This window comes from Brevundimonas sp. GW821-FHT10A07 (assembly GCF_059415785.1).
The window spans coordinates 82,343-106,058 of the sequence record NZ_JBWKNX010000009.1 but is presented as its reverse complement, the minus strand read 5'-3'; the positions used below and the strand labels follow the sequence as shown (position 1 = coordinate 106,058).

Genomic DNA, 23,716 nt, shown 5'->3' with positions numbered 1-23,716 from the left:
CGTGTCGCTTCGCGCCACGGCCTGACACTTCCCCCGCAAGCGGGGGAAGGTCATGACAATCCTCGCCCACCGTCCGCGCCTGTCCGGCCTGGCGATCTGGAACATGTGCGTCGGCTTCTTCGGCATCCAGATCGGCTTCGGCCTGCAGAACGCCAACACCAGTCGGATCTTCCAGACCCTGGGCGCCGAGGTCGACAGCCTGGCCATCCTGTGGATCGCCGCGCCGCTGACCGGCCTCCTGGTCCAGCCGATCATCGGCCATTTCAGCGACCGGACCTGGACCCGGTTCGGGCGTCGCCGTCCCTATTTCCTGGTCGGCGCCATCGCCACCACCCTGGCCCTGATCGCCATGCCCAACAGCCCTGGCCTGTGGTTCGCCGCGGCCATGCTTTGGATCATGGACGCCTCGATCAATATCACCATGGAGCCGTTCCGCGCCTTCGTCGGCGACAATCTGCCGGAGGAGCAGCGCACCGCCGGCTATGCGATGCAGAGCTTCTTCATCGGCGCCGGGGCCGTCTTCGCCTCGGTCCTACCTTGGCTGTTATCGAACGTGTTCGGCGTGGTCTCGACGGCCGAGGCGGGCGTCGTGCCCCTGTCGGTCAAGATCGCCTTCTATGTCGGGGCCGCCGGCCTGTTCTCGGCCGTGCTGTGGACCGTGCTGAGCACCAAGGAATACAGCCCCGAACAGATCGCCGCCTTCGAACGCGCCAAACAGGCGGCCCTGGGCGCGTCGGCTGACGACGGGCCCGAGGCGCCGGCGCGCAGTGTTCAGGGTTGGATGACGTCGGGCCTGGTCTGCGCCGTGCTGGGGGGCCTGGGTTTCGTGCTGATCGGCGCGCTGGACCTGGAGAAGGAGCTGCTGGTTCTGGCCGGCTTCTTCGCCGGTTTTGGGTTGCTGCAGATCGCGGTCGGGATGATGCAGCGCCGCCGCATCGTCAACGCGGCGACCGAGATCCTGAACGACATCTTCCGCATGCCCGAGACGATGCGGGGTCTGGCGGTGGTCCAGTTCTTCAGCTGGTTCGCCCTGTTCTCCCTGTGGATCTACACCACCGCCGCCGTGACCAGCGTTCACTACGGCACGACCGACACCACCTCGGCCGCCTATGCCGTCGGAGCGGACTGGGTCGGGGTGTTGTTCGGGGTCTATAATGGCGTGGCGGCCCTGGCGGCCTTCACCCTGCCGGTCCTGGCCAGGCGCATCGGCCGCAAGGCGACCCACGCCCTGATGCTGCTGCTGGGCGCGGCGGGCCTGTTCGGGGTCTTCGTCATCCGCGATCCGGGCCTGCTGTGGCTGCCGATGATCGGCGTCGGCTTCGCCTGGGCCTCGATCGTCTCCATGCCCTACGCCATCCTGTCGGCGGCGGTGCCGGACCGGAAGATGGGCGTCTATATGGGCGTCTTCAACATCTTCATCGTCGTGCCGCAGCTGCTGGCCGCCACCGTCCTGGGCCTGATCCTGAAGACCCTGTTCGACGGCCAGGCCATCTGGGCCCTGGTGCTGGGCGCGGTCTCCTTCGTGCTGGCGGCGATCAGCGCCCTGCTGGTGCGCGAACATTCCCCCTCCCCCACGCCCAACCCGTGAGGCTTCTCCATGCGTAAGTTCAAAACCCTTTGCCTGGCCGGCGCCGCCGGTTTCGCCGTCGCCTCAGCCGCGTCCGCACAGTCGGTCGCACCCGGTGCGCCGGGCGATCTGCCGACCTGGTCCAGCGCCGCCAAGACCGGCGCCGGCGCGTCCTATGAAGCCTATGTCGGCGGCCAGTATCGGGACGGCGGCCCGACCGGGGCGGTGTCCAAGGTCTGGTTCTCGATCGCCGACGGCGTCCTGACCGAGACCATGTACGGCCTGATCCACGAGGCCCAGATCAAGGCCCTACGCTTCGCCGTCGTCACACCGGATGGTCTGGCGCTGGAAGGCGACGACACCACGGCCAAGACCGAATACCTGCACGTGGACGCCGAGGGGCGCCCGCTGTCCCCCGCCTACAAGGTCACGACCCGCGACAAGGCCGGCCGTTTCGAGATCGAGAAGCGCATCTTCACCGACCCCGACCGCAACGCCCTGGTGCTGCGGGTTCAGATCACCGCCCTGAGCGGCGAGGCCACGCCCTATCTGCTGCTGGAACCGCACATCGCCAACACCGGCGTCGAGGATCGCGGCGCCGTCACGGCCCAGGGCTTCCACGCCTGGGAAGGCGACACGCACCTGTTGCTGAAGCCCAGCGATGCCTTCGCCGCCGCCAGCGTTGGCTTCGTCGGCGCCTCCGACGGCCTGACCGATCTGAAGGACGGCAAGCTGGACTGGACCTACGCCTCGACCGGCGAGACCGCCGGCAACACGATGATGACCGGCGCCCTGCCGACCCTGCGCATGGGCCAGAGCCTCAGCCGCGACTTCGTCATCGGCTTCGGCGACAGCGAGGCGGCGGCCGAAGCGGCGGCGGACGGCGCCTTCGCGACCGGCCTGGACGAGGTGCTGGCCCGCTTCAACGGCGAGGGCGAGCGCGCCGGTTGGGAGGACTATGTCGCCTCGCTGACCGAACTGCCACGCATCGCCGAACAGGCGACCGACGGGGGCAAGCTGGCCTATGCGTCGGCCCTGATGCTGAAGGTGCAGGAGGACCGCACCCATGCGGGCGCCCTGATCGCGTCGCTTTCCAACCCGTGGGGCGACACGGTGGACGCGTCGAAATCCTCGACCGGCTACAAGGCGGTCTGGCCGCGCGACTTCTATCAGGTGGCCATGGCCTTGGCGGCCCTGGGCGACAAGGAGACGCCGCTGGCGGCCTTCAACTATCTGCCGCAGGTGCAGGTGGGCGCGAACACGCCTGGCAACACCGGCGTCGGCGGCTGGTTCCTGCAGAAGACCCACGTCGATGGCGAACTGGAGTGGGTCGCGGTTCAACTGGACCAGACGGCCATGCCGATCATGCTCGGCTACCGCCTGTGGAAGATGGGCTGGCTGTCCGATGCGGAAATGGCCGACCACTATCGGTCCATGCTGAAGCCGGCGGCCGACTTCCTGGTCGACGGCGGCAAGGTCGGCCTGTTGTGGAACGAGGCCGAGATCAAGCCGCCCTTCACCCAGCAGGAACGCTGGGAAGAGCAGCAGGGCTATTCCCCGTCCAGCACCGCCGCCGTGGTCGCCGGCCTGACGGTCGCCGCCGAAATGGCCCGCGCCTCGGGCGACGCGGCGGGCGCGACCCGCTACCAGTCCGCCGCCGACAGCTATGCGTCCAAGATCGAAGAGCGGATGTTCACCACCAACGGCGACTTCGGGAACGGCCGCTACTATATCCGCATCACCCAGAACGAGAACCCGAACGACAAGGCCCCGATCGGCGCCGCCAACGGTCAGATCGCCCCGGCCGAGGATCGGGTCGTGGACGGCGGCTTCCTGGAACTGGTGCGCTACGGGGTGCGCAAGGCCGACGATCCGCATATCGTCTCCACCCTGCCGGTCTATGACGACCAGGGCCTGAATGACCTGTACCGCGTCCGCTACGACTTCGGCCCCGAGGGCGACAGGACGCCGGGCTGGCGCCGCTACGGCGTCGACGGTTACGGCGAGGATCACCTGACCGGAGCCAACTACGGCGTGGGCGGCCAGATGAGCCCGGGTCAGCGCGGTCGGGTCTGGCCCTTCTTCACGGGCGAGCGCGGCCATTATGAACTGGCCCGCGTCAGCCTGAACGGCGCCCCCTCCGCAGCCGAAATGGCCGCCATCCGCCAGACCTATGTGCGCGGCATGGAGCGGTTCGCCAACGACGGCCTGATGCTGGCCGAACAGGTGTGGGACGGGGTCGGCGACCCCACGGCCCACGACTACGCCCTGGGTCAGAACACGGATTCCGCCACCCCCCTGGCCTGGACCCACGCCGAATATCTGAAGCTGCTGCGGTCGCTGGCCGACGGCAAGGTCTGGGACCAGTACGATCCGGTCGAAAGCCGCTACGCCCGCTAAAGAAAAAGGCCCCGGAGATCACTCTCCGGGGCCTCCTCAGTTCAGTTCCGAAGGATCAGAACATCACTTTAAGACTGGCGACAACGCGATCCTCGGCGTTCTGAACGTTGTCCACGTCGGTGTCATGATAGCGGACATCGACTCCCAGATTGTCCGTCAGGGCGTAGGTCGCACCGAGGTTCCAGGTCGTGTACTCGTCGCTGTCTTCGTAAGTCTGCAGGCCGACCGCGCCGGACAGGGTCAGCTTGTTCATCGGCGAGAAGCTGCCGTTGATCTCATAGTACAGCGTCTGTTCGTTGAGATAGCTGGGCGAGTAGAAGACCGCCGCGCCAACCGTGGCCGGGCCGACCGCCCGCGATGCGGCGAGCTTGAACTCGGTGTAGTTATAGTCGGTGAAGCTGGGGGCGTTCACATAGCTGTAGGCGATCACGCCGCCATCGACAGCGAAGCCCTGCACCTCGGTACGGTAGCCGGCGTAGAAATCGACTTCAGCATCGGTGTCGTCGCCGAAGTCTACATTCGAGGCCCAGACGCCCGCATAGAAATTGCCTGCCGTCAGGTCCATGCCGCCCTGGATGGCAGGATCCTCATTGGTCTGGCTGTACCCGCGGTAAACATAGTCGCTGAAGACGCCGACGTTGAACGCGACATCGACCGCAGTGTCGGCCTGGGCCGAGGCGGGAGCGGCCACGCCGATCAGACCCAAAGACACGGCTACGGCCGCGACCGAACTCAAAAACCTGACATTCATTACGCTATCCCCTTGTTTTTATAGATTTGGTTTCAAGAACCGACACGAATGCCGGAGACCTCGGACGCGGCCGGCGGGCCGCGCCCGAGAGCGTTAGTCAGTGGTCCAGACTCTCGCCATGCAGCGAGGTGTCCAGACCGGCGGCTTCTTCCGCCTCGCTCACGCGCAGGCCCGTGGTGAACTTGCAGATGATGAGGATGACGAAGGTGCCGACCGCGCTGTAGGCGATGGTCCAAGCCAGGCCCAAGGCCTGGGCGCCGACAGTAGCGCCTTCCGACAGGCTGTTGATCGCGGTGGTCGCGAACACGCCGGTCAGCAGGGCGCCGATCAGACCGCCGGCGCCATGGATGCCGAAGGCGTCCAGGGAGTCGTCGTAGCGCAGCAGTTTCTTGATCCAGACCGAGGAGATGTAGCAGACCGGTCCGGCGATCAGGCCGATGATGACTGCGCCCTTGGGATCGACGAAACCGGCGGCCGGGGTGATGGCCACCAGACCGGCGACCACGCCCGACAGCATGCCGATCAGCGAGACCTTCTTCTTCTCGATCAGTTCGATGATCTTCCAGGTCAGGGCGGCGGCGGCGGCGGCCAGGACGGTGTTCAGCAGGGCGACGCCCATCAGTTCGTTCGCCGCGCCCGCCGAGCCGGCGTTGAAGCCGATCCAGCCGACCAGCAGCAGCGAGGCGCCGATCATGGTCAGCACCGGGTTGTGGGCGATGATCGGCTCGGCGCCATAGCCCTTACGACGGCCCAGGAAGATCGCGCAGACCAGACCGGCGACGCCCGAGTTGACGTGAACGACCGCGCCGCCCGCGAAGTCCAGCACGCCGGCGGCGCCCAGGAAGCCGCCGCCCCAGACCCAGTGGCAGATGGGAGAATAGACCAGCAGCGACCACAGGGCCGTGAACAGCAGCAGACCCGAATATTTCATCCGTTCGGCGAAGGCGCCGGTGACCAGGGCCGGGGTGATGATGGCGAAGGTCATCTGGAAGGCGATGAACAGATATTCGGGAATGCCGGTCAGCAGGGTGTTCGCCGTGCCCAGGGTCACGCCGTTCAGGAACAGCATGTCCAGGCCGCCCACATAGGGCTGAAGCGCGGCGTCAGGGTTGGCGCCGAAGGCGATGCTGTAGCCGGCGATGAACCAGACCAGCGAGACGACGGCGAAGACGCCGACCGACTGGGTGATGGTGGCGATGACGTTCTTGCGGCGCACCATGCCGCCGTAGAACAGGGCCAGACCCGGCAGGGTCATCAACAGGACCAGAGCGGTCGAGGTGCCCAGCCAGGCCGTGCCGGCGCCGTCCAGTTCCAGCACCGACTGGTGCGCCAGCAGGGCCGGCGCCGCCTCGGGCGTCTGGGCGAAGGCCCCGCCCGCATAGAAGAGACCAATGGTCAGACACAGGAGCGCGACGGCTCCCGGAAGTCGATTCCAGACACGCGACATGAGCAAAAATCCCCCTTAGCAATCTCGCAGATGCGAAGGTTTTACTGCAATCGCGTCTTACGCAAGGGGCTTGACCGTAAACGGTGCAACTTTCTTGCAACGGTCATTGAACAAAAGTTAAGCCCCGCATGATCGATGCGTCATGCGGGGCTAAAATATCAAAATCGTGTTTTCGGTAACGATGTTCGCGGTACGAATTTCGCAGCCCGATCAGGTCAGGCCCAGTGCATCTGCACCCGATGCGCCGCCGCCCAGTGGATGGCGCGGATGGCGTCGATCACGGCCTCGGTCGCCGCGCGCGTGCCCAGGGCGCCGCCCAGGTCGGCGGTGACGGCGCCGGCCGCCAGAACCGCGGCGACGGCGGCCTCGATGGAATCGGCCTCGTCCTCCAGCTTCAGGCTGTGGCGCAGTAGAAGGGCCGCCGACAGGATGGTTCCGACCGGGTTGGCCAGGTCCTGTCCGGCGATATCCGGCGCCGAGCCGTGGATCGGCTCGAACAGGCCCGGCCCTTCGGTCCCCAGCGAGGCCGACGGCAACAGGCCGATCGAACCGCCCAGCACCGAGATCTCGTCCGACAGGATGTCGCCGAACATGTTCTCGGTCAGGATGACGTCGTATTCGCGCGGCTTGCGGATCAGGTGCATGGCCATGGAATCGACCAGGGCGTGCTCCAGCGCGATCTCGGGGAATTCCTCGGCGTGGATGCGGGTCACCACCTCGCGCCACAGGCGGCTGGTCTCCATGACATTGGCCTTGTCGACCGAGGTCACCTTGCCGCGCCGCTGGCGAGCGGTCTGGAAGGCGGCGCGGGTGACGCGCTCGATCTCCGGCACCGTATATTCGCACAGGTCGGTGGCGCGGTCGGCGGTGCGGGTCTTCTCGCCGAAATAGACGCCGCCGGTCAGTTCGCGGAAGACGATCAGATCGACGCCCTCGACGATCTCCTTCTTCAGCGGCGAACGGTGCGCCATCACTGGCGAGACCTGCAGCGGCCGCAGATTGGCGAACAGGCCCATGGCCTTGCGGATCGCCAACAGGCCTTCCTCGGGCCGGCGCTTGCCGCCGTCCCATTTGGGACCGCCGACGGCGCCCAGCAGGACCGCGTCGGCGGCGACGCAGGCGGCGCGGGTCGCCTCTGGCAGGGGCTCGCCCGTCTCGTCGATGGCGGCGCCGCCGATCAGATGTTCGGAGAAGTTGAAGCTGTGGCCATAGAAGTCGCCGATCACCGCCAGGACGTCGCGCGCGGCGCGCGTCACCTCCGGCCCGACGCCGTCGCCGGGCAGCAGGACGATATTATAGGTCTTGGGGGCGGTGTGGGGCATCAGACGGTCTCTCTCGAACGCTCATAGGCTTCGATCTCAGGCAGGTTTGATTGCAGCCAGCCCAGGGTGTCCACCCCGTTCAGCAGGCATTCGCGCGCGAAGGATTCGACCGTAAACGACACGGGCTGAGCATTGCCGCGCCGGATCTGGTTGGCCTGAAGGTCGATCGTGACCGGTTGGTCCGGTTGCGACGCCAGATCGTCCCAGACGTCCTGGCTTACGACGATGGGCAGCAGGCCGTTTTTCAACGCGTTAGATGTAAAAATGTCAGCGATCTCGGTCGAGATCACCGCCCGGAAGCCATAGTCGTACAGGGCCCAGGGGGCGTGTTCGCGCGACGAGCCGCAGGCGAAATTCTTGCCCGCGAGCAGGATGCGATGTTCGGCCGGATCGATCCGGTTCAGGATGGCCTCGGGCTTCTCCGATCCGTCCGTCTCATAGCGCCAGTCATAAAAGGCCGCCTTGCCCAGCCCCTCGCGCGACGTCGTCGTCAGGAAGCGCGCGGGGATGATCTGGTCGGTGTCGATATTGGCCTGGCTGAGCGTCACCGTGCGGGAGGTCAGGACCTGAAAGGGCTCAGACATGCTCCACCTCATTCAGATAGACGCGGGGATCGGTCAGCACCCCGGCCACAGCCGTCGCCGCCGCCGTCGCTGGACTGGCCAGGATGGTACGGGCGTCCTTGCCCTGGCGGCCTTCGAAATTGCGGTTGGAGGTCGAGACCGCCAACTGGCCGGGCGCGACGAAATCACCGTTCATGGCGATACACATCGAACAGCCGGGAATCCGCCATTCGGCGCCGGCGGCGATGAAGACCTCGTGCAGGCCCTCCGCCTCGGCGTCGCGCCGCACGGCCTCGGAACCCGGCACCACCAGCATCCGCAGACCGGGCTTGACCTTGCGCCCGCGCAGCACCTCGGCGGCGGCGCGCAGGTCGGGCAGACGGCCGTTGGTGCAGGAGCCGATGAAGACCACGTCCACCGGCTGGCTGGTCGTCGCCTCGCCGGCGGTGAAGCCCATATAGGCGATGGCCTTGCGGTCGCTGTCCGACTGGGGCTGGGGCACGGGCGTGCCGATCGGCGCGCCGGCGTCCGGCGTCGTGCCCCAGGTCGCCATCGGGCGAATGGCGGCGCCGTCGATGACGACTTCCTTGTCAAAGACCGCGCCCGGATCGCTGGACAGTTTCAGCCATTCGGCCGTCGCGGCCTCATAGTCGGCGGGAACGTGTTTGCGGCCGCGCAGCCAGTCGATGGTGGTCTGGTCCGGGGCGATCATGCCCGCGCGGGCGCCGGCCTCGATGGACATGTTGCACAGGGTCATACGCCCTTCCATGTCCAGCGACCGTACCGCCTCGCCAGCGTATTCAATGACATATCCGGTGCCGCCGCCGAATCCGATGGCGGCGATGACGGCCAGGGCGACATCCTTGCCCGAGACGCCGGGCTGCAGTTGGCCGGTCACCGTCACCCGCATGGCCTTGGCCTTGCGCTGCAACAGGCACTGGGTCGCCAGCACATGGCCGACTTCGGACGTGCCGATGCCGAAGGCCAAAGCCCCGAAGGCGCCGTGTGTGGCGGTATGGCTGTCGCCGCAGACCACGGTCATGCCCGGCTGGGTCAGGCCCAGCTCCGGCCCCATGACATGGACCACGCCCCGGTCTTCGGAGCCCCAGCCCGCCAGCGGCACCCCATGAGCGGCGCAGTTCTTCTCCAGCCGATGCACCTGGGCCTCGGCCTGGGCGGTGACATAGGGTTTCAGCCCGTTCAGTCCCGCCGGCAGGGTCGGGGTCGAATGGTCCAGGGTGGCGTAGGTCCGATCAGGACGGCGCACCTTCAGGCCGCGCGCCTCAATCTCGCTGAAGGCCTGCGGACTGGTGACCTCGTGGACCAGGTGCAGGTCAATATACAGAACCCCGGGCGTGTCGACCGTCTCGTTCCGCACGACGTGGGCGTCCCAGACCTTGTCGAACAGGGTTTTTGGATCAGGCATACTGGGCCACCGTCTCCGACACGCCGTCCACGGCGTCGATGATGGCGATCAGCTCCGCGTCGTTGATCTCGCCGATCTGGTCGGCGCGCTGCTTGAAGCCGGCGACCACCGCGACCAGACGCTCGCCCTCAATGGGACGGCCGATGGTCTCGGCGCGTTTGGCGATGGCGTGACGGCCCGAATGCTTGCCCAGCACGAACCAGCTGCCCTCGAAGCCCACGTCCTGGGGCCGCATGATCTCATAGGTGCGGCTGTCGGCCAGCATGCCGTGCTGGTGGATGCCCGCCTCGTGGGCGAAGGCGTTGATGCCGACCACCGACTTGTTGCGGGCGATGACCGTCTCGGTGATCTCGCACAGGATCTTGGAGGCGCGCACCAGATGGCGGCTGTCGGAGCCGGTCGTGACGCCGTAACGGTCCTCGCGGACCTTCAGGGCCATGACGACCTCTTCGATCGAGGCGTTGCCGGCCCGTTCGCCGATGCCGTTGATCGCGCCCTCGACCTGACGCGCACCGCCCTCGACGGCGGCCAGGGAGTTGGCGACCGCCATGCCCAGGTCGTCGTGGCAGTGGGCCGAGAAGATCACATGCGGATGGCGCTTGTGGATCCGCGCGGCCAGGGCGCGGAAGGTCTCACGCACTTCTTCCGGGGTCGCATAGCCGACTGTGTCGGGCACGTTCAGCGTCCGGGCGCCGGCGTCGGCGGCGGCCTCCAGCACATCGGCCAGGAACTCGGGCTCGGTGCGGAAGGCGTCTTCGGCCGAAAACTCAACGTCGTCGAACAGGCTGGCGGCGTATTCGACCGAGCGCACGGCCGTCGACAGCACCTCGTTGGTCGACATCTTCAGCTTGGCGGTGCGGTGGATCGGGCTGGTGCCGATGAAGGTGTGGCAGCGGCGATGCGACTTGGGCGCCGGCTGCAGCGCGCGGAAGGTGGCGTCGATGTCCTTTTCGTTGGCGCGCGACAGGGAGCAGAAGATCGGCCCCTCGACCTCGCCGGCGACCCGGCGGATGCAGTCTTCGTCGCCGGGCGAGGCGGCGGCAAAGCCGGCCTCGATAACGTCGACGCCCAGGTCCTTCAGGACCTGGGCCATCTTCACCTTGGCTTGGGCGCTCATGGAGAAGCCGGGGGCCTGTTCCCCGTCCCGCATCGTCGTGTCGAAGACGATGACGCGGTTGGGGTCGGCGGCGATCTCCTCAGTTCGGGATACGCCGGATACTCGTACTTTCTCGGCGGTCATTACGCGGCCTCGGATTGAATAATGTCGTTGCCGATGCGGCGCACGCCGAACAGGCGGTCGATCTGGCGGCCCAGATTCTCCATGCAACGCCCGGCGTCACGGCCGCGCACGGTCAGGGAGATGCGGCGGAAGGCTCCCTCGTCGGCCATGTTCATGCCGTCGATGTGGAAGCCGCGGCGCTCCACAAGGCCGATGAGACGCTGAAGCGAACCGTCCGCACGGTCGATCTGGATGTGGATCGTGTCGCTCATCTCAGGAGCCCTCCATCATTTCGGCGTTGCTCTTGCCTGGCGGAACCAGCGGCCAGACATTGTCTCGGGGATCGATGACCACATGGGCCAGGCAGGGGCCTTCGGCGGCCAGCAGGCGCTGGATGCCGTCCGACACCTGATCGCGGCGATCGATACGGAAGGCCTCGATGCCAAAGGCCTCGGCCACCTTCACGAAGTCCGGATTGTCGGACAGGTCGATCTCGGAATAGTTCTCGGCGAAGAACAGCTCCTGCCACTGGCGCACCAGGCCCAGCGAGGAATTGTCGATCAGCACGATCTTCAGCGGGATGCCGTAACGCTTCAGCGTCGCCAGCTCCTGGATGTTCATCATGAAGCCGCCGTCGCCGGCGATGGTGACGACCGTAGCCGACGGATCGGCGAGCTTGGCGCCGATGCCGGCGGGCAGGCCGAAGCCCATGGCGCCCAGGCCGCCCGAGGTGATGTGGGCTTCGGGCCGCGAGAAGCGGCAGTGCATGGCCGCCCACATCTGGTGCTGACCCACGTCGCAGGCGGCGACGAAGTCATCGCCGGCCGCTTCCGACACTTCCTTCAGCAGGGCGGGGGCATAGACCCCCTCGCCCGGCGCGTCATAGCGATAGGCGTGGGTCGCGGCGGCCTGGGCGCATTCAACGGCCCACGGCTGGATGTCCAGGGCCGGGCCGCCGGCCATGCGCGCCGTCAGGGCCTCGACCCCGTCCTTCAGCTCGCCGACGACGGCGACATTGGCCGCCCGCAGCTTACCGACTTCCGAGGCGTCGATGTCGAAATGGACGATCCGGGCGTTGGGCGCGAACTCGGCCAGCTTGCCCGTGGCGCGGTCGTCGAACCGGGCGCCGACGACGATCAGCAGGTCGCTGTCCTGCACCGCATGATTGGCGGCGCGGGCGCCGTGCATGCCCAGCATGCCCAGCATGCCCGGCGCATCGGTCGGGATGGTGCCCAGGGCGTTCAGGGTCGAGACCTGGGGGATGCCGGTCGCGGCGACGAAGGCGCGCAGGGCCTCGGTCGCGCGGCCGATCTTCACCCCGCCGCCGATATAGACCAGCGGCTTCTTCGCGGCCCGGATCGCGGCCTCGGCGGCGGCGATGGCGTCGTGATCGATGCGCGGCGTCTCGTTGGGAATATGGAAGCCGTAATCGTCGCTGGTCGTGGCGAACTGCACGTCCTTGGGCAGATCGACCAGGACCGGACCGGGGCGGCCCGAGGCGGCGATGTGGAAGGCCTCCTCGATGGCGGCCGGCACCTCGGCCGCGTCGCGGACCAGGATCGAGTGTTTCACGATCGGCAGGGTGACGCCCAGGATGTCGATCTCCTGGAAGGCGTCAGTACCCATCAGGCCCTGGGCGACATTGCCGGTGATGCAGACCATCGGCACCGAATCCATCATCGCATTGGCGATGCCGGTGATCAGATTGGTGGCGCCCGGGCCGGAGGTGGCCATGCACACCCCGACCTTGCCGCTCTTCCTCGCATAGGCGTCGGCGGCGAAGGCCGCGCCCTGCTCGTGGCGGACCAGGATGTGTTTCAGCTTGGATCCGGCCAGGGCGTCATAGACCGGCATGATGGCGCCGCCCGGATAACCGAACACCACCTCCACGCCCAGCCGCTCCAGGGTGGAGACCAGCAGGCGCGCCCCCGATTGGGGGACGGCCTCGGCTGAGGATTTGAAGGCGGCGGCGGTCATCAGGGTCATCCGGTCTATCGCTTACGGCTCAGGCCGCTTCGGACTTGGGGGTGTTCAGCCAGGCCATGCGCTCGCGCAGACGGGCGCCGACCTGTTCGATCTGGCTTTCGCGGTCCGCCTTCAGCCAGGCTTCGTACTGCGGCTTGCCGGCCTCGTTCTCGGCGATCCAGTTGCGCGCAAAGGTGCCGTCCTGGATCTCGTCCAGGATGGTCTTCATGCGGGCCTTGGTCTCTTCATTGACGACGCGCGGGCCGCTGGCGACCGCGCCGTACTTGGCGGTTTCCGAGATGAAGTGGTGCATCTTCGAGATGCCGCCTTCGTAGAACAGGTCCACGATCAGCTTCAGCTCGTGCAGGCATTCGAAATAGGCGATCTCGGGCTGGTAGCCGGCCTCGACCAGGGTGTTGAACCCTTGCATGACCAGTTCCTTGGCGCCGCCGCACAGGACGGCCTGTTCGCCGAACAGATCGGTCTCGGTCTCTTCGCGGAAGGTGGTCTCCAGCAGACCGCCGGTCGCGCCGCCGTTGCCCTTTGCATAGCCCATGGCCCGGTCGCGGGCTTTGCCGGTGACGTCCTTCTCGATGGCGAACAGCGAAGGCACGCCGCGGCCGCGCTGGAACTCGCGACGGACCAGATCGCCCGGTCCCTTGGGCGCAACCAGGATGACGTCCATGTCGGGGCGCGGGGTGATGCGCTCGTAGATGATCGAGAAGCCGTGGGCGAACAGCAGGGCCGAGCCTTCCTTGGCGTTCGGTTCGATGATGTCGCGATAGACGTCGCCCTGGACCATGTCGGGGGTCAGGATGGCGATGATGTCGGCGCCCTTGACGGCCTCGGCCGGCTCGGCGGTCGGGACGCCGTCCTCGGTGGCGTGTTTCCAGCCCGTGCCGCCGTGACGGACGCCGGCGACGACGTCATGGCCGCTGTCCTTCAGGTTCTGCGCATGGGCGCGCCCCTGCGAGCCATAGCCGATGATGGCGATGCGCTGGCCGGCGATGGCGCCCGGCTTGATGTCTTCGTTGGTGTAGATGGTGATGGCCATGGTGGATCAGGCGTCCTGAGCAGCAGCGGATTTGTGAGACGCCGGAACTTGAGCCGGCGGCGGGTTGGGAATGGTGACCGCGCCCTGGGCCGCCGAGGCGACCGAGGCGCGGTATTTGGCGAAGACACCTCGCGCCGGACGGACCACGTGGGGCGTAAAGCCCGCCCGGCGCGTCGCCAGATCGACGTCGACGTCGATGCGGCGGTTGGTGACGTCGATGGTGATGCGGTCACCATCGCGAATGAGAGCGATCGGGCCGCCGACGGCGGCTTCCGGCGAGATGTGGCCGGCGACGAAGCCGTAGCTGGCGCCTGAGAAGCGGCCATCGGTCAGCAGGGCGACATTGTCGATCTTGCGCCCCTTCAAGGCGGCGGTGACCTGCAGCATCTCGCGCATGCCCGGGCCGCCCTTGGGCCCTTCGTAGCGGATGATGATGACGTCGCCCTCGCCGACCGAGCCGTCCTGAACGGCGTGGAAGGCGTCTTCCTCGCTGTCGAAGACGCAGGCCGGACCTTCGAATCTGTCGACCTTGTGGCCCGTCAGCTTGATGACCGCGCCTTCCGGGGCGACGTCGCCATAGATGACGGCGAAGCTGCCGCGCTCCATGACCGGCGCGTCGAAGGTCGTCACCACCACCTGGCCGGGGGTCTCCTCGGCCTCTGCGGCTTCGGCGAACAGGCTGCGGCCGCTGACGGTGGGGGTGTTCACGATCTTGCCGGCCTCGGCCATACGCTGCGTGACCAGACGGGTGCCGCCGGCGGCGAACAGGTGCGAGGCCAGGAAGCGGCCGCCCGGCTTCAGGTCGCAGATGACCGGCGCCTCGACACAGGCCTGGTGGCAGTCCTCGACGCCGAAATCGACCCCGGCCTCCGCCGCGATGGCCGTCAGGTGCATGACGGCGTTGGTCGAACCGCCCGAGGCGGAAACGGCGACGGCGGCGTTCTTCAGACTGGCGCGGGTGATGTATTTGCGGGCGGTGTCGCCGGCGAACACCCGCTCGACGATCAGGCGACCGCAGCGCTCGCCCTGGGCCGCCTTGCCCGGATCGACCGCCGGCACGTCATTGGCGCCCATGGGCGAGATGCCCATGACCGACAGGGCCATGGCCATTGTGTTGGCCGTGAACTGGCCGCCGCAGGCGCCGGCGCCGGGGCAGACTGCGCTCTCGACCGCCTTCAGCCCCGCGTCGTCCAGCGTCCCGGCCGAATGGGCGCCGATGGCCTCGAACACCTCCTGGACCGAGACCTCCCTGGCCCCGATCACGCCGGGCATGATCGTGCCGCCGTAATAGACCAGGCCGGGGATATCCATCCGGGCCAGGGCCATGGCCGCCGCCGGAATCGTCTTGTCGCAGCCGACGATGCAGACCACGCCGTCCAGCTGATGGCCCTCGATGGCCAGTTCGATGGAGTCGGCGACGACCTCGCGGCTGATCAGCGAGGCCTTCATGCCCGCCGTGCCCATCGAGATGCCGTCGGTGACGACGATGGTGTTGAAATCGACCGGATAGCCGCCCGCTGCGACGATGCCGGCGCGCACATCCTTGGCCAAGCGGTCCAGGTGCATGTTGCACGGCGTGACCGTCGACCAGGTGTTGACGATGCCGATCATCGGCTTGTCGAAGTCGGCGTCCTGCATGCCGGCGGCGCGCAGATACGAGCGGGCGGCGGCCCGGTTCGGGCCATGCGTCACCGCCGCGCTGCGCGCATTGGGCTTGTTGGGTTCTGAGGTAGAATCTTGCGTCATCGGTCCGGTTCTTTTTGAACCGCCAAGCACGAAAAACCCCGCTTCCTTTCGGGAGCGGGGTGGTGCGAGGCGATCCTGAGTGTGTCTAGGTCAGGTCGCGTGCATCCACGCCGCTTGCGTAAGCAGGCCGAGAAGTACGAGGAGAATGAGGAATACGGGGCTTTCCAGGCCAAACGGCGCACGAACGGTCGCTGCCGCCTGAGCGGTGCATCCCTTCATCATGTCGCGCGTCATCGTGGCCACGGGTGGCTCCCTGTTCTGACGCCAAGAAACCATATGGACCGGGACCGCACAACCCCTGTCGCAAAAATTTTGCTCAACGAACCGAAAACCGCCTTCGGCAGAGGTGTTTCTTGCCGGACACGCCGCCACCCCCTCTAACCGTAACGCTTGCTCACGCCATGTTAGGGCTAAGGCGCGGCGGCGGGGTTGAAACCGGGGCGCGACAGTTCCATTGAGACGCCAACAACATAATCGTTCAGAGGAGCCTCCCCATGACCGTTCGCGTCGCCATCAATGGTTTCGGCCGCATCGGCCGTCTCGTCCTTCGCTCGATCATCGAGCACGGCCGCACGGACATCGAAGTGGTGGCGATCAACGATCTGGGTCCGGTCGAGACCAACGCCCACCTGTTCCGCTATGACTCGGTGCACGGCCGCTTCCCCGGCACGGTGACCTCGGGCGAAGACTGGATCGACGTCGGCACGGGCAAGATCAAGGTCACAGCCGAGCGCGATCCGGCAAACCTGCCGCACGCCGAACTGAAGGTGGATATCGCCTTCGAGTGCACCGGCATCTTCACCGCCAAGGACAAGGCCAGCGCCCACCTGAAGGCCGGCGCCAAGCGCGTCCTGGTCTCGGCTCCCGCCGAGGGCGCCGACAAGACCATCGTCTATAAGGTCAACCACGAGACCCTGACCGCCGACGACATCGTCGTCTCGAACGGCTCGTGCACCACCAACGCCCTGGCCCCGGTGGCCAAGGTGCTGAACGACCTGTTCGGCATCGAGCGCGGCTATATGACCACCATCCACTCCTACACCGGCGACCAGCCGACGCTGGATACGATGCACAAGGATCTGTACCGCGCCCGCGCCGCCGCCCTGTCGATGATCCCGACTTCGACCGGCGCCGCCAAGGCCCTGGGTCTGGTCCTGCCGGAACTGAAGGGCAAGCTGGACGGCTCGTCGATCCGCGTCCCCACCCCGAACGTCTCGGTCGTCGACCTGAAGGTCGTCTCCGGTCGCGACACCTCGGCCGACGAGATCAACGCCGCGCTTCAGGCCGCCGCCGACGGCCCGATGAAGGGCGTCCTGTTCACGACGACCGATCCGCTGGTCTCCAGCGACCTGAACCACATCGCCGCCTCCTCCACCGCCGCCCTGCCCCAGACGCAGGTCGTCGACGGCAAGCTGGCCCGCGTGCTCAGCTGGTACGACAACGAATGGGGCTTCGCGACCCGCATGGCCGACACCGCCCTGGTGATGGCGAAGTTCCTCTGATGAGATGGCCTGCGACCACTACACTGGCTATGTCAGCAGTGGTCGCGGGCTGCCTCGACGCGATCGCAGTTGGCGCTCTTTTTTGGTCGGCCCGACTTCCAAAATCTGGTGAGCGTGTCGGCAGCATATTCGTCATCCATCCAGTAGCCGCGTCGCCTGAAGTTTTGGTCGTGCTTTGCGGGGCAGGCTTGCTGGCCACACTGGCCTGTGGTGCGCTCGCCTATCGGCTGCGGCGGCAGCTAGGGAGTAGGCTGGCGTTTGTCATGCCCCTCGTTTTGATGGCGGCCTCGTTTTCATTGGCCGCGTGGGCCAACATCTCCTCTCCCCCCTTCTAAAGGCCGATCATGACCTTCCGCACCCTCGACGACGCTCACGACCTCGCCGGCAAGACGGCCCTGGTCCGCGTGGACTTCAACGTCCCGATGGAGGACGGCAAGGTCACGGACGACACCCGTCTGCGGGTCGCCCTGCCAACGATCCAGCGCCTGCGCGACGCCGGCGCCAAGGTCGCCCTGCTGGCCCACTTCGACCGGCCCAAGGGCCAGCGCGTCCCGTCGATGAGCCTGAAACCGGTCGTGGACGATCTGGAGAACCTGCTCGGCGCCCCCGTCCGCTTCGCCGACGACTGCATCGGTCCGGACGCCGTGGACGCCATCCGAGACCTGGACGCCGGCGGCGTGGTCCTGCTGGAGAACGTCCGCTTCCACGCGGCGGAAGAGGCCAATGACCCGGTCTTCGCCCAGAAGCTGGCCGATCTGGGCGACCTCTATGTCAACGACGCCTTCTCGGCCGCCCACCGCGCCCACGCCTCGACAGAAGGCATCGCCCACCACCTGCCCGCCTATGCCGGCGAATCCATGCGCCGCGAGCTGGACGCCCTGGACGCCGCTCTGGGCAATCCGCAGAAGCCGGTTCTGGGCATCGTCGGCGGCGCCAAGGTCTCGACCAAGCTGGACCTGCTGAAGAACCTGGTCGGCAAGCTGGATCGGCTGGCCATCGGCGGCGGCATGGCCAACACCTTCCTGTTCGCCCAGAGGATCGACATCGGCGGCTCTCTGGCCGAACGCGACATGGCCGATACGGCGCGCGAGATCATGGCGGAGGCCGAGGCGAAGGGCTGCAAACTGCTGCTGCCCGTCGATTTCGTGGTGGCGGCCGAGGTCAAGCCCGGCGCCGCATCCCGCCCCGTCATCGCCGGCGCCGCCCTGTCGGCCGACGACAAGATCCTGGACGCCGGCCCGGCCACGGTCGCGCGGCTGCTGGAGGCCCTGACCGCTTCGAAGACACTGATCTGGAACGGCCCTCTGGGCGTGTTCGAGGTGCCGCCCTTCGACGCCGCCACCGTGACCGTCGCCCGTCATGCGGCGGCCCTGGCCAAGGCCGGGCTGCTGGTCGCCGTCGGCGGCGGCGGCGACACGGTCTCGGCCCTGAACCACGCCGGCGTATCGGACGACATGACCTTCGTCTCCACCGCCGGCGGCGCCTTCCTGGAATGGATGGAGGGCAAGCCCCTGCCCGGCGTCGAAGCCCTGCGCGTCTGATCGGCGGCGGTGCAGGCGGATCACGCCTGCACTGCGGCTTTCTGAATTCGCGCTGAAACGGCTGTAACGCGGCGTGACTTCGTCACGCCTCGCCGCTAGTCTCTTGCCCAATCAAAAAAGACTATTCGGCTCAGGAGACTATCCATGGCGCGCATCACGCTGCGACAGCTGCTCGACCACGCGGCAGAGAACGACTACGGCCTGCCGGCCTACAACATCAACAATATGGAACAGGGTCTGGCGATCATGGAGGCGGCCCACGAGGTCAACGCCCCCGTCATCATCCAGGCCTCGCGCGGCGCCCGGAACTACGCCAACGACGTGGTTCTGGCCAAGCTGATCGACGCCCTGGCCGAACTCTATCCCGACATCCCGGTCTGCATGCACCAGGACCACGGCAACGGCCCCGCCACCTGCGCCACCGCCATCCAGTACGGCTTCACCTCGGTGATGATGGACGGATCGCTGGAGGAGGACGCCAAGACCCCCGCCTCCTACGAATACAATGTCGAGGTCACGCGCCGCGTCACCGAAATGGCCCATGCCTGCGGCGTCTCGGTCGAGGGCGAGCTGGGCGTGCTGGGCTCGCTGGAGACCGGCATGGGCGAGGCCGAGGACGGCCACGGCTTCGAGGGCAAGCTGGACCATTCGCAACTGCTGACCGATCCCGACCAGGCCGTCGATTTCGTCGCCGCCACCAAGGTCGACGCCCTGGCCATCGCCATGGGCACCAGCCACGGCGCCTATAAGTTCAGCAAGAAGCCGGACGGCGACATCCTGGCCATGAACGTGATCGAGGACATCCACCGCCGCCTGCCCAACACCCACTTGGTGATGCACGGCAGTTCGTCCGTGCCGCAGGATCTGCAGGACATCATCAACCAGTACGGCGGCGAAATGCCCCAGACCTGGGGCGTGCCGGTCGAGGAGATCCAGCGCGGCATCAAGCACGGCGTGCGCAAGGTCAATATCGACACGGACAACCGCATGGCCATCACCGGCGCCATCCGTAAGGCCCTGATGGAGAACCCCCGGGAGTTCGATCCCCGCGCCTATCTGAAACCCGCCAAGGCGGCCATGAAGAAGCTCTGCATGGAGCGCTACCAGCAGTTCGGCTGCGAGGGCCAGGCCTCTCGGATCCGCCCCCTGTCCACCGCCCAGATGGCCCGCCGCTACGCCTCGGGCGACCTTGACCCGTCCTTCCGCGGCGCCGCCGTCAAGGCCGCCTGATCGATCAGAAGACCGGGTAGCGGCCGCTCAGTTCGCCGCGCACCTGGCGCAGGTCCCACTCTGCGCGATCCAGCGCGTCGCGCGCCTCACGGGCGTTGCGGCGCGCGCTGCGGATTTCCCCGCGCACCTCGTCGATCCGGTCGCGAATTCGCTGTTTCTCGTCATCCGTCAGGCCGTCCGACCGGAGTTCGCGCTGCTTGGCGTCCAACTTGTCCTCCCGGTCCTCGATGCGAGCCTCGGCGCTGCTCAGCGCGCTTTCGGCGCTTGCAACCGCCGCCTCGACCTCGTGCAGCCTGCGCCCGTCATTGTAGGCAGGCAGAAACTCCGCCTCCTCCTCGGGTCGGCAGACGCCGTAATAGGTGTTGCCCGCCCGCCCCTCGGTCCAGCCCCGCTGGAAGGTGCAATAGGTCCTGAGCCCGTCCTCGCGCGCCGATCCATAGGCCACGAGATTGGGCCCCACCTGATATTTTTCGCAGGCCTTGGCATGATCGTCCAGCCGGCTCATCGGATAGCCTGCCGCCCCGTCGGCATAGCCCTTTTCACCCCAGGCGCCCGCCAGACATTCGTCCTTGCTCATGGTCGAGCAACTGCCCAGCAGCGCCGCTGCGGCGATCCCGCCGCCCGTGATCAGAAAACGCTTCATCGGATTCCCCTACGCCCCCAAGCTTCACTATCGACCGACGACGGGGCCTCGCGCAAGCCGCGCGCCGTGCTAGGGAGCCCCGGTGTCCGACCCTGATCTGATCGACGAAGAAGACCTGTCACCGCCCCTCGCCCCCGCCGAGGTGCTGGAGGCCCGCCTCGATGCGCCCGGGGTTCGCCTGGACAAGGCCCTGGCCGAGGCCTTCCCGACCCTGTCGCGCGCCCGGCTCCAGGCCCTGCTCGCGGAAGGCGCCGTCCGTCGCGACGGCCTGGTCCTGACCGCCGGCTCCGCCAAGGCCCAGGCCGGCCTCTATGTCGTCGCCCTGCCGCCCGTCGCCCCGGCCACGCCTCAGCCCGAAGCCATCCCCCTGACCGTCCTCTACGAAGACGCCGACCTGATCGTCATCGACAAGCCCGCCGGCATGGCCGCCCACCCGGCGCCGGGCTGCGAGACAGGCACCCTGGTCAACGCCCTCTTGGCCCACTGCGGCGACAGCCTGTCGGGCATCGGCGGCGTCGCCCGCCCCGGCATCGTCCATCGCCTGGACAAGGACACGTCCGGCGTCATGGTCGCCGCCAAGACCGACCGCGCCCATCAGGGCCTGTCCGCCCTGTTCGCGACCCACGACATCGAACGCACCTATATCGCCCTGACGCGCGGCGCCCCGTCACCGTCCAGAGGCCGGATCGAAACCCGCATCGGACGCTCGACCGGCGACCGCAAGAAGATGGCCGTGCTGAAGGCTGGAGGACGCGAGGCGATCACCGACTATGTCGTCCAGGCGATCTTCGGCGAGCCTGCCAAAGCGAGCGGCGCGCCCCTCGCCGCCCGCGTCGCCTGCACCCTGCACACCGGCCGCACGCACCAGATCCGCGTCCACCTGTCGTCCAAGGGTTCCCCCATACTTGGAGACGCGACCTATGGCTCGGGCAGCCCCGCCTCCGCCGTCCGGGCTGTGGTCGCCGAGGCCGGCCTGGCCCGCCAGGCCCTGCACGCGGCTGTCCTGGGCTTCGTTCATCCGGTCACCGGCGAAACCCTCCGCTTCGAGACCCCCCCGCCCGCCGACATGGTGCGGCTCGAAGCCCTGCTCTCCGACCTCTGAGGCCCCCATGCTCGACCCGGACATCCGCGACAACGCCGAGCTCAACCGTTACGAACTGCCCGTCGATGGCGAGGTGGCGGTCGTCACCTACAACCTGTCTCCGCCGAACCTGATGATCACGGAGACCCTGGTCCCCGAACGTCTTGAGGGCCAGGGCATCGCTAGCCGCCTGGCGAAACACGTCCTCGCCGACGCCAGGGCCCGCGACCTGCTGATCCTGCCGGTCTGCCCCTTCTTCTCCGCCTATCTTCAGAAGCATCCCGAATACGCGGACGTCGTCCATCCAACCTATCGAGGCTTGCTGGGAATTTGATGAGGCCAAAGCCTCTTCCTGCGTCCATGGGTTGTCAAACCGGGCCATTTCGACATACCGTCAGTATACAAGGGGATTTCACACAATGATTATTCTCGCTTCCCTCCTCGCGCTCTCCGATCAAGCTACGACTCTGCCGCTTCCCACCGGATCGGCGCCTGTTTCGATTCAGGAAGCTGGCGAAGCCATGGCGCAGGAAGCTGACCAAGCCACCACGACCGCCGCCCGCACGAACGGAACGACGGCGGAGGAACGTCGCGCCGGACGACCTCTGGTCTGCCGGAACGAGACCGTCCTTGGATCGCGCTTCCCTGTCCGACGCTGCAGGCCTGCCGATCTGACGCCGGAAGAGCGTGCGCTTGCCGCCGACCAGCTTCGCCGTCAGCAAGTCCTGAATATGAGAGCGGACGGAACTTCGTTCTAACCGACGAGGATGAAGCCCTCTTGCGTGCACGGGTTGTCAGACAAGGTCAGGTTGACATACCGCAAGTATACAAGGAAATTTCAGGCTTGATCATTTTCGCTCTGGCGCTCGCGCTCTCCGGTCAGGCGGCGACCCTGCCGCTTCCGTCCGGCTCGTCCGCTGTTCCGGTTCAGGCGGCCGAAGCCACGACAACAACCCGCCCCAACGGCACGGCGGCGGAAGAACGCCGTGCCGGACGGCCTCTGGTCTGCCGGAACGAGCCCGTCGTCGGATCGCGCTTTCCGGTTCGGCGTTGCCGGCCTGCAGATCTGACTCCGGAAGAGCGCGCGCTCGCCGCAGACCAGCTTCGTCGGCAACAGACCACGACTTTGAATGGGACGTGACGCCGCCCCGCAGGAGCGTCTTGAATAGCAACTGACACGTTTCTATATCGAGCTCTGGCCGGCACGAGTGGCGCCCGGGCCACGGTCACGCTTTCGTGTGACCGCCCGCCCCTAAAAACGGCGGCAACCCATCGCTACTTCATCGGTTGAGGGGTGAGACGTCGGCGCACATGGGTGGCCGGTGTCGAAGCGCCCGCTCGTTTTGACGGTCGGAGGGACCATATGGCTGCCAATAGTACGCTCGCGGTGATGTCGCCTGAACAAGGCCTGTCGCGTTATCTGACGGAAATCCGCAAATTCCCGATGCTGACCAAGGACGAGGAGTTCATGCTCGCCAAGCGTTGGTCGGAACACCAGGATCCCGAAGCCGCCCACCGTCTCGTGACCTCGCACCTTCGTCTCGTGGCCAAGATCGCCATGGGGTATCGCGGCTACGGCCTGCCGATCGGCGAAGTGATTTCCGAGGGCAATGTCGGCCTGATGCAGGCCGTCAAGAAATTCGATCCCGACAAGGGCTTCCGCCTGGCCACCTACGCCATGTGGTGGATCCGCGCCTCGATCCAGGAATACATCCTGCGCAGCTGGTCGCTGGTGAAGATGGGCACCACCGCCGCCCAGAAGAAGCTGTTCTTCAACCTGCGCAAGGCCAAGAGCCAGATCTCGGCCTTCGAGGAAGGCGACCTGCACCCCGAACACCTCGCCGCCATCGCCACCAAACTGGGCGTCAGCGAGGAAGAGGTCACCAATATGAACCGCCGCCTCGGCGGCGACGCCTCGCTGAATGCGCCGCTGCGCGCCGACGGCGAAAGCGAATGGCAGGACTGGCTGGCGGACGACACGGCCGTCTCCCAGGAGACCCAGCTGGCCGACGACGAGGAAAAGGGCATCCGCATGAGCCTCCTGCAAGAGGCCATGGAAGAGCTGACGGACCGTGAGAAACACATCCTCACGGAACGCCGCCTCAAGGACGATCCTGTAACATTGGAAGAACTGGCTGGTCAGTACGGCGTTTCACGCGAGCGCGTCCGTCAGATTGAGGTCCGCGCTTTCGAGAAACTGCAGAAAGCCATGCGCGCCGCCGCCGAGGAACGGAACCTGGTCGACGCCTGACACACGGC

Annotated in this window: 21 protein-coding genes; 9 read left to right on the top strand and 12 right to left on the bottom strand. The window is 66.8% G+C overall.

Features of this window, described 5'->3' with window-relative positions:
• The first annotated feature begins 52 nt into the window (after positions 1 to 52).
• Both AC07NC_RS09520 and AC07NC_RS09515 read left to right on the top strand, forming a co-directional pair.
• On the top strand, positions 53 to 1,588 hold the full coding sequence (locus AC07NC_RS09520; RefSeq protein ID WP_494569389.1) for an MFS transporter: 1,536 nt from the start codon (positions 53 to 55) through the stop codon (positions 1,586 to 1,588).
• A gap of 9 nt (positions 1,589 to 1,597) precedes the next feature.
• Positions 1,598 to 3,967 (top strand): glucan 1,4-alpha-glucosidase, encoded by a 2,370-nt coding sequence (locus AC07NC_RS09515; protein ID WP_494569388.1) that lies wholly within the window; start codon positions 1,598 to 1,600, stop codon positions 3,965 to 3,967.
• A 55-nt stretch (positions 3,968 to 4,022) separates the two neighbouring features.
• Here the strand turns inward: AC07NC_RS09515 and AC07NC_RS09510 are convergent, their stop codons facing one another.
• From AC07NC_RS09510 to AC07NC_RS09460, 11 genes are all read right to left on the bottom strand, one after another.
• Positions 4,023 to 4,718, bottom strand: a complete 696-nt coding sequence (locus AC07NC_RS09510; protein ID WP_494569387.1) for a TorF family putative porin — start codon at positions 4,716 to 4,718, stop codon at positions 4,023 to 4,025.
• 97 nt (positions 4,719 to 4,815) lie between these two features.
• Complete coding sequence (locus AC07NC_RS09505) at positions 4,816 to 6,165, bottom strand: ammonium transporter (protein ID WP_292148622.1); 1,350 nt, start codon at positions 6,163 to 6,165, stop codon at positions 4,816 to 4,818.
• A 215-nt stretch (positions 6,166 to 6,380) separates the two neighbouring features.
• Positions 6,381 to 7,487, bottom strand: coding sequence for a 3-isopropylmalate dehydrogenase (leuB, locus tag AC07NC_RS09500; protein WP_154725848.1), 1,107 nt, complete (start codon positions 7,485 to 7,487; stop codon positions 6,381 to 6,383).
• Positions 7,487 to 8,071 carry a 3-isopropylmalate dehydratase small subunit gene (leuD, locus tag AC07NC_RS09495; protein ID WP_494569386.1) on the bottom strand — a complete coding sequence of 195 codons (585 nt, stop codon included), beginning with the start codon at positions 8,069 to 8,071 and terminating at the stop codon, positions 7,487 to 7,489. Before leuD ends, leuB begins: the two co-directional genes overlap by 1 nt.
• Positions 8,064 to 9,476 (bottom strand): 3-isopropylmalate dehydratase large subunit, encoded by a 1,413-nt coding sequence (gene leuC / locus AC07NC_RS09490; RefSeq protein WP_494569385.1) that lies wholly within the window; start codon positions 9,474 to 9,476, stop codon positions 8,064 to 8,066. Before leuC ends, leuD begins: the two co-directional genes overlap by 8 nt.
• A complete protein-coding gene (locus tag AC07NC_RS09485) occupies positions 9,469 to 10,716 on the bottom strand; it encodes a 2-isopropylmalate synthase (protein ID WP_494569384.1) in 1,248 nt (415 codons plus the stop codon). Before AC07NC_RS09485 ends, leuC begins: the two co-directional genes overlap by 8 nt.
• Positions 10,716 to 10,967, bottom strand: a complete 252-nt coding sequence (locus AC07NC_RS09480; protein WP_008261070.1) for an ACT domain-containing protein — start codon at positions 10,965 to 10,967, stop codon at positions 10,716 to 10,718. Before AC07NC_RS09480 ends, AC07NC_RS09485 begins: the two co-directional genes overlap by 1 nt.
• Position 10,968: 1 nt before the next feature.
• Positions 10,969 to 12,681, bottom strand: a complete 1,713-nt coding sequence (gene ilvG, locus AC07NC_RS09475) for an acetolactate synthase 2 catalytic subunit (protein ID WP_494569383.1) — start codon at positions 12,679 to 12,681, stop codon at positions 10,969 to 10,971.
• 19 nt (positions 12,682 to 12,700) lie between these two features.
• On the bottom strand, positions 12,701 to 13,714 hold the full coding sequence (ilvC, locus tag AC07NC_RS09470; RefSeq protein ID WP_183196084.1) for a ketol-acid reductoisomerase: 1,014 nt from the start codon (positions 13,712 to 13,714) through the stop codon (positions 12,701 to 12,703).
• Between the two features lie 6 nt (positions 13,715 to 13,720).
• Positions 13,721 to 15,460, bottom strand: a complete 1,740-nt coding sequence (ilvD, locus tag AC07NC_RS09465) for a dihydroxy-acid dehydratase (RefSeq protein ID WP_372705235.1) — start codon at positions 15,458 to 15,460, stop codon at positions 13,721 to 13,723.
• 90 nt (positions 15,461 to 15,550) lie between these two features.
• Complete coding sequence (locus AC07NC_RS09460; protein ID WP_494569382.1) at positions 15,551 to 15,703, bottom strand: hypothetical protein; 153 nt, start codon at positions 15,701 to 15,703, stop codon at positions 15,551 to 15,553.
• 251 nt (positions 15,704 to 15,954) lie between these two features.
• Between AC07NC_RS09460 and gap the strand changes: the two genes are divergently transcribed.
• From gap to fba, 3 genes are all read left to right on the top strand, one after another.
• Positions 15,955 to 16,962, top strand: coding sequence for a type I glyceraldehyde-3-phosphate dehydrogenase (gene gap / locus AC07NC_RS09455; protein ID WP_492026330.1), 1,008 nt, complete (start codon positions 15,955 to 15,957; stop codon positions 16,960 to 16,962).
• A 344-nt stretch (positions 16,963 to 17,306) separates the two neighbouring features.
• Complete coding sequence (locus AC07NC_RS09450; RefSeq protein WP_494569381.1) at positions 17,307 to 18,503, top strand: phosphoglycerate kinase; 1,197 nt, start codon at positions 17,307 to 17,309, stop codon at positions 18,501 to 18,503.
• A gap of 144 nt (positions 18,504 to 18,647) precedes the next feature.
• On the top strand, positions 18,648 to 19,733 hold the full coding sequence (fba, locus tag AC07NC_RS09445) for a class II fructose-bisphosphate aldolase (protein WP_008259251.1): 1,086 nt from the start codon (positions 18,648 to 18,650) through the stop codon (positions 19,731 to 19,733).
• 4 nt (positions 19,734 to 19,737) lie between these two features.
• Here the strand turns inward: fba and AC07NC_RS09440 are convergent, their stop codons facing one another.
• On the bottom strand, positions 19,738 to 20,376 hold the full coding sequence (locus tag AC07NC_RS09440; RefSeq protein WP_494569380.1) for a DUF2799 domain-containing protein: 639 nt from the start codon (positions 20,374 to 20,376) through the stop codon (positions 19,738 to 19,740).
• Between the two features lie 82 nt (positions 20,377 to 20,458).
• Between AC07NC_RS09440 and AC07NC_RS09435 the strand changes: the two genes are divergently transcribed.
• From AC07NC_RS09435 to rpoH, 4 genes are all read left to right on the top strand, one after another.
• On the top strand, positions 20,459 to 21,478 hold the full coding sequence (locus tag AC07NC_RS09435; protein ID WP_494569379.1) for an RluA family pseudouridine synthase: 1,020 nt from the start codon (positions 20,459 to 20,461) through the stop codon (positions 21,476 to 21,478).
• 7 nt (positions 21,479 to 21,485) lie between these two features.
• Positions 21,486 to 21,791: a GNAT family N-acetyltransferase gene (locus AC07NC_RS09430; protein ID WP_008260449.1), complete on the top strand. Its 306-nt coding sequence runs from the start codon at positions 21,486 to 21,488 to the stop codon at positions 21,789 to 21,791.
• Between the two features lie 85 nt (positions 21,792 to 21,876).
• Positions 21,877 to 22,215 (top strand): hypothetical protein, encoded by a 339-nt coding sequence (locus AC07NC_RS09425; RefSeq protein WP_494569378.1) that lies wholly within the window; start codon positions 21,877 to 21,879, stop codon positions 22,213 to 22,215.
• Between the two features lie 605 nt (positions 22,216 to 22,820).
• Positions 22,821 to 23,708, top strand: a complete 888-nt coding sequence (gene rpoH / locus AC07NC_RS09420) for an RNA polymerase sigma factor RpoH (protein ID WP_081836252.1) — start codon at positions 22,821 to 22,823, stop codon at positions 23,706 to 23,708.
• The last annotated feature ends 8 nt before the right edge of the window (positions 23,709 to 23,716 follow it).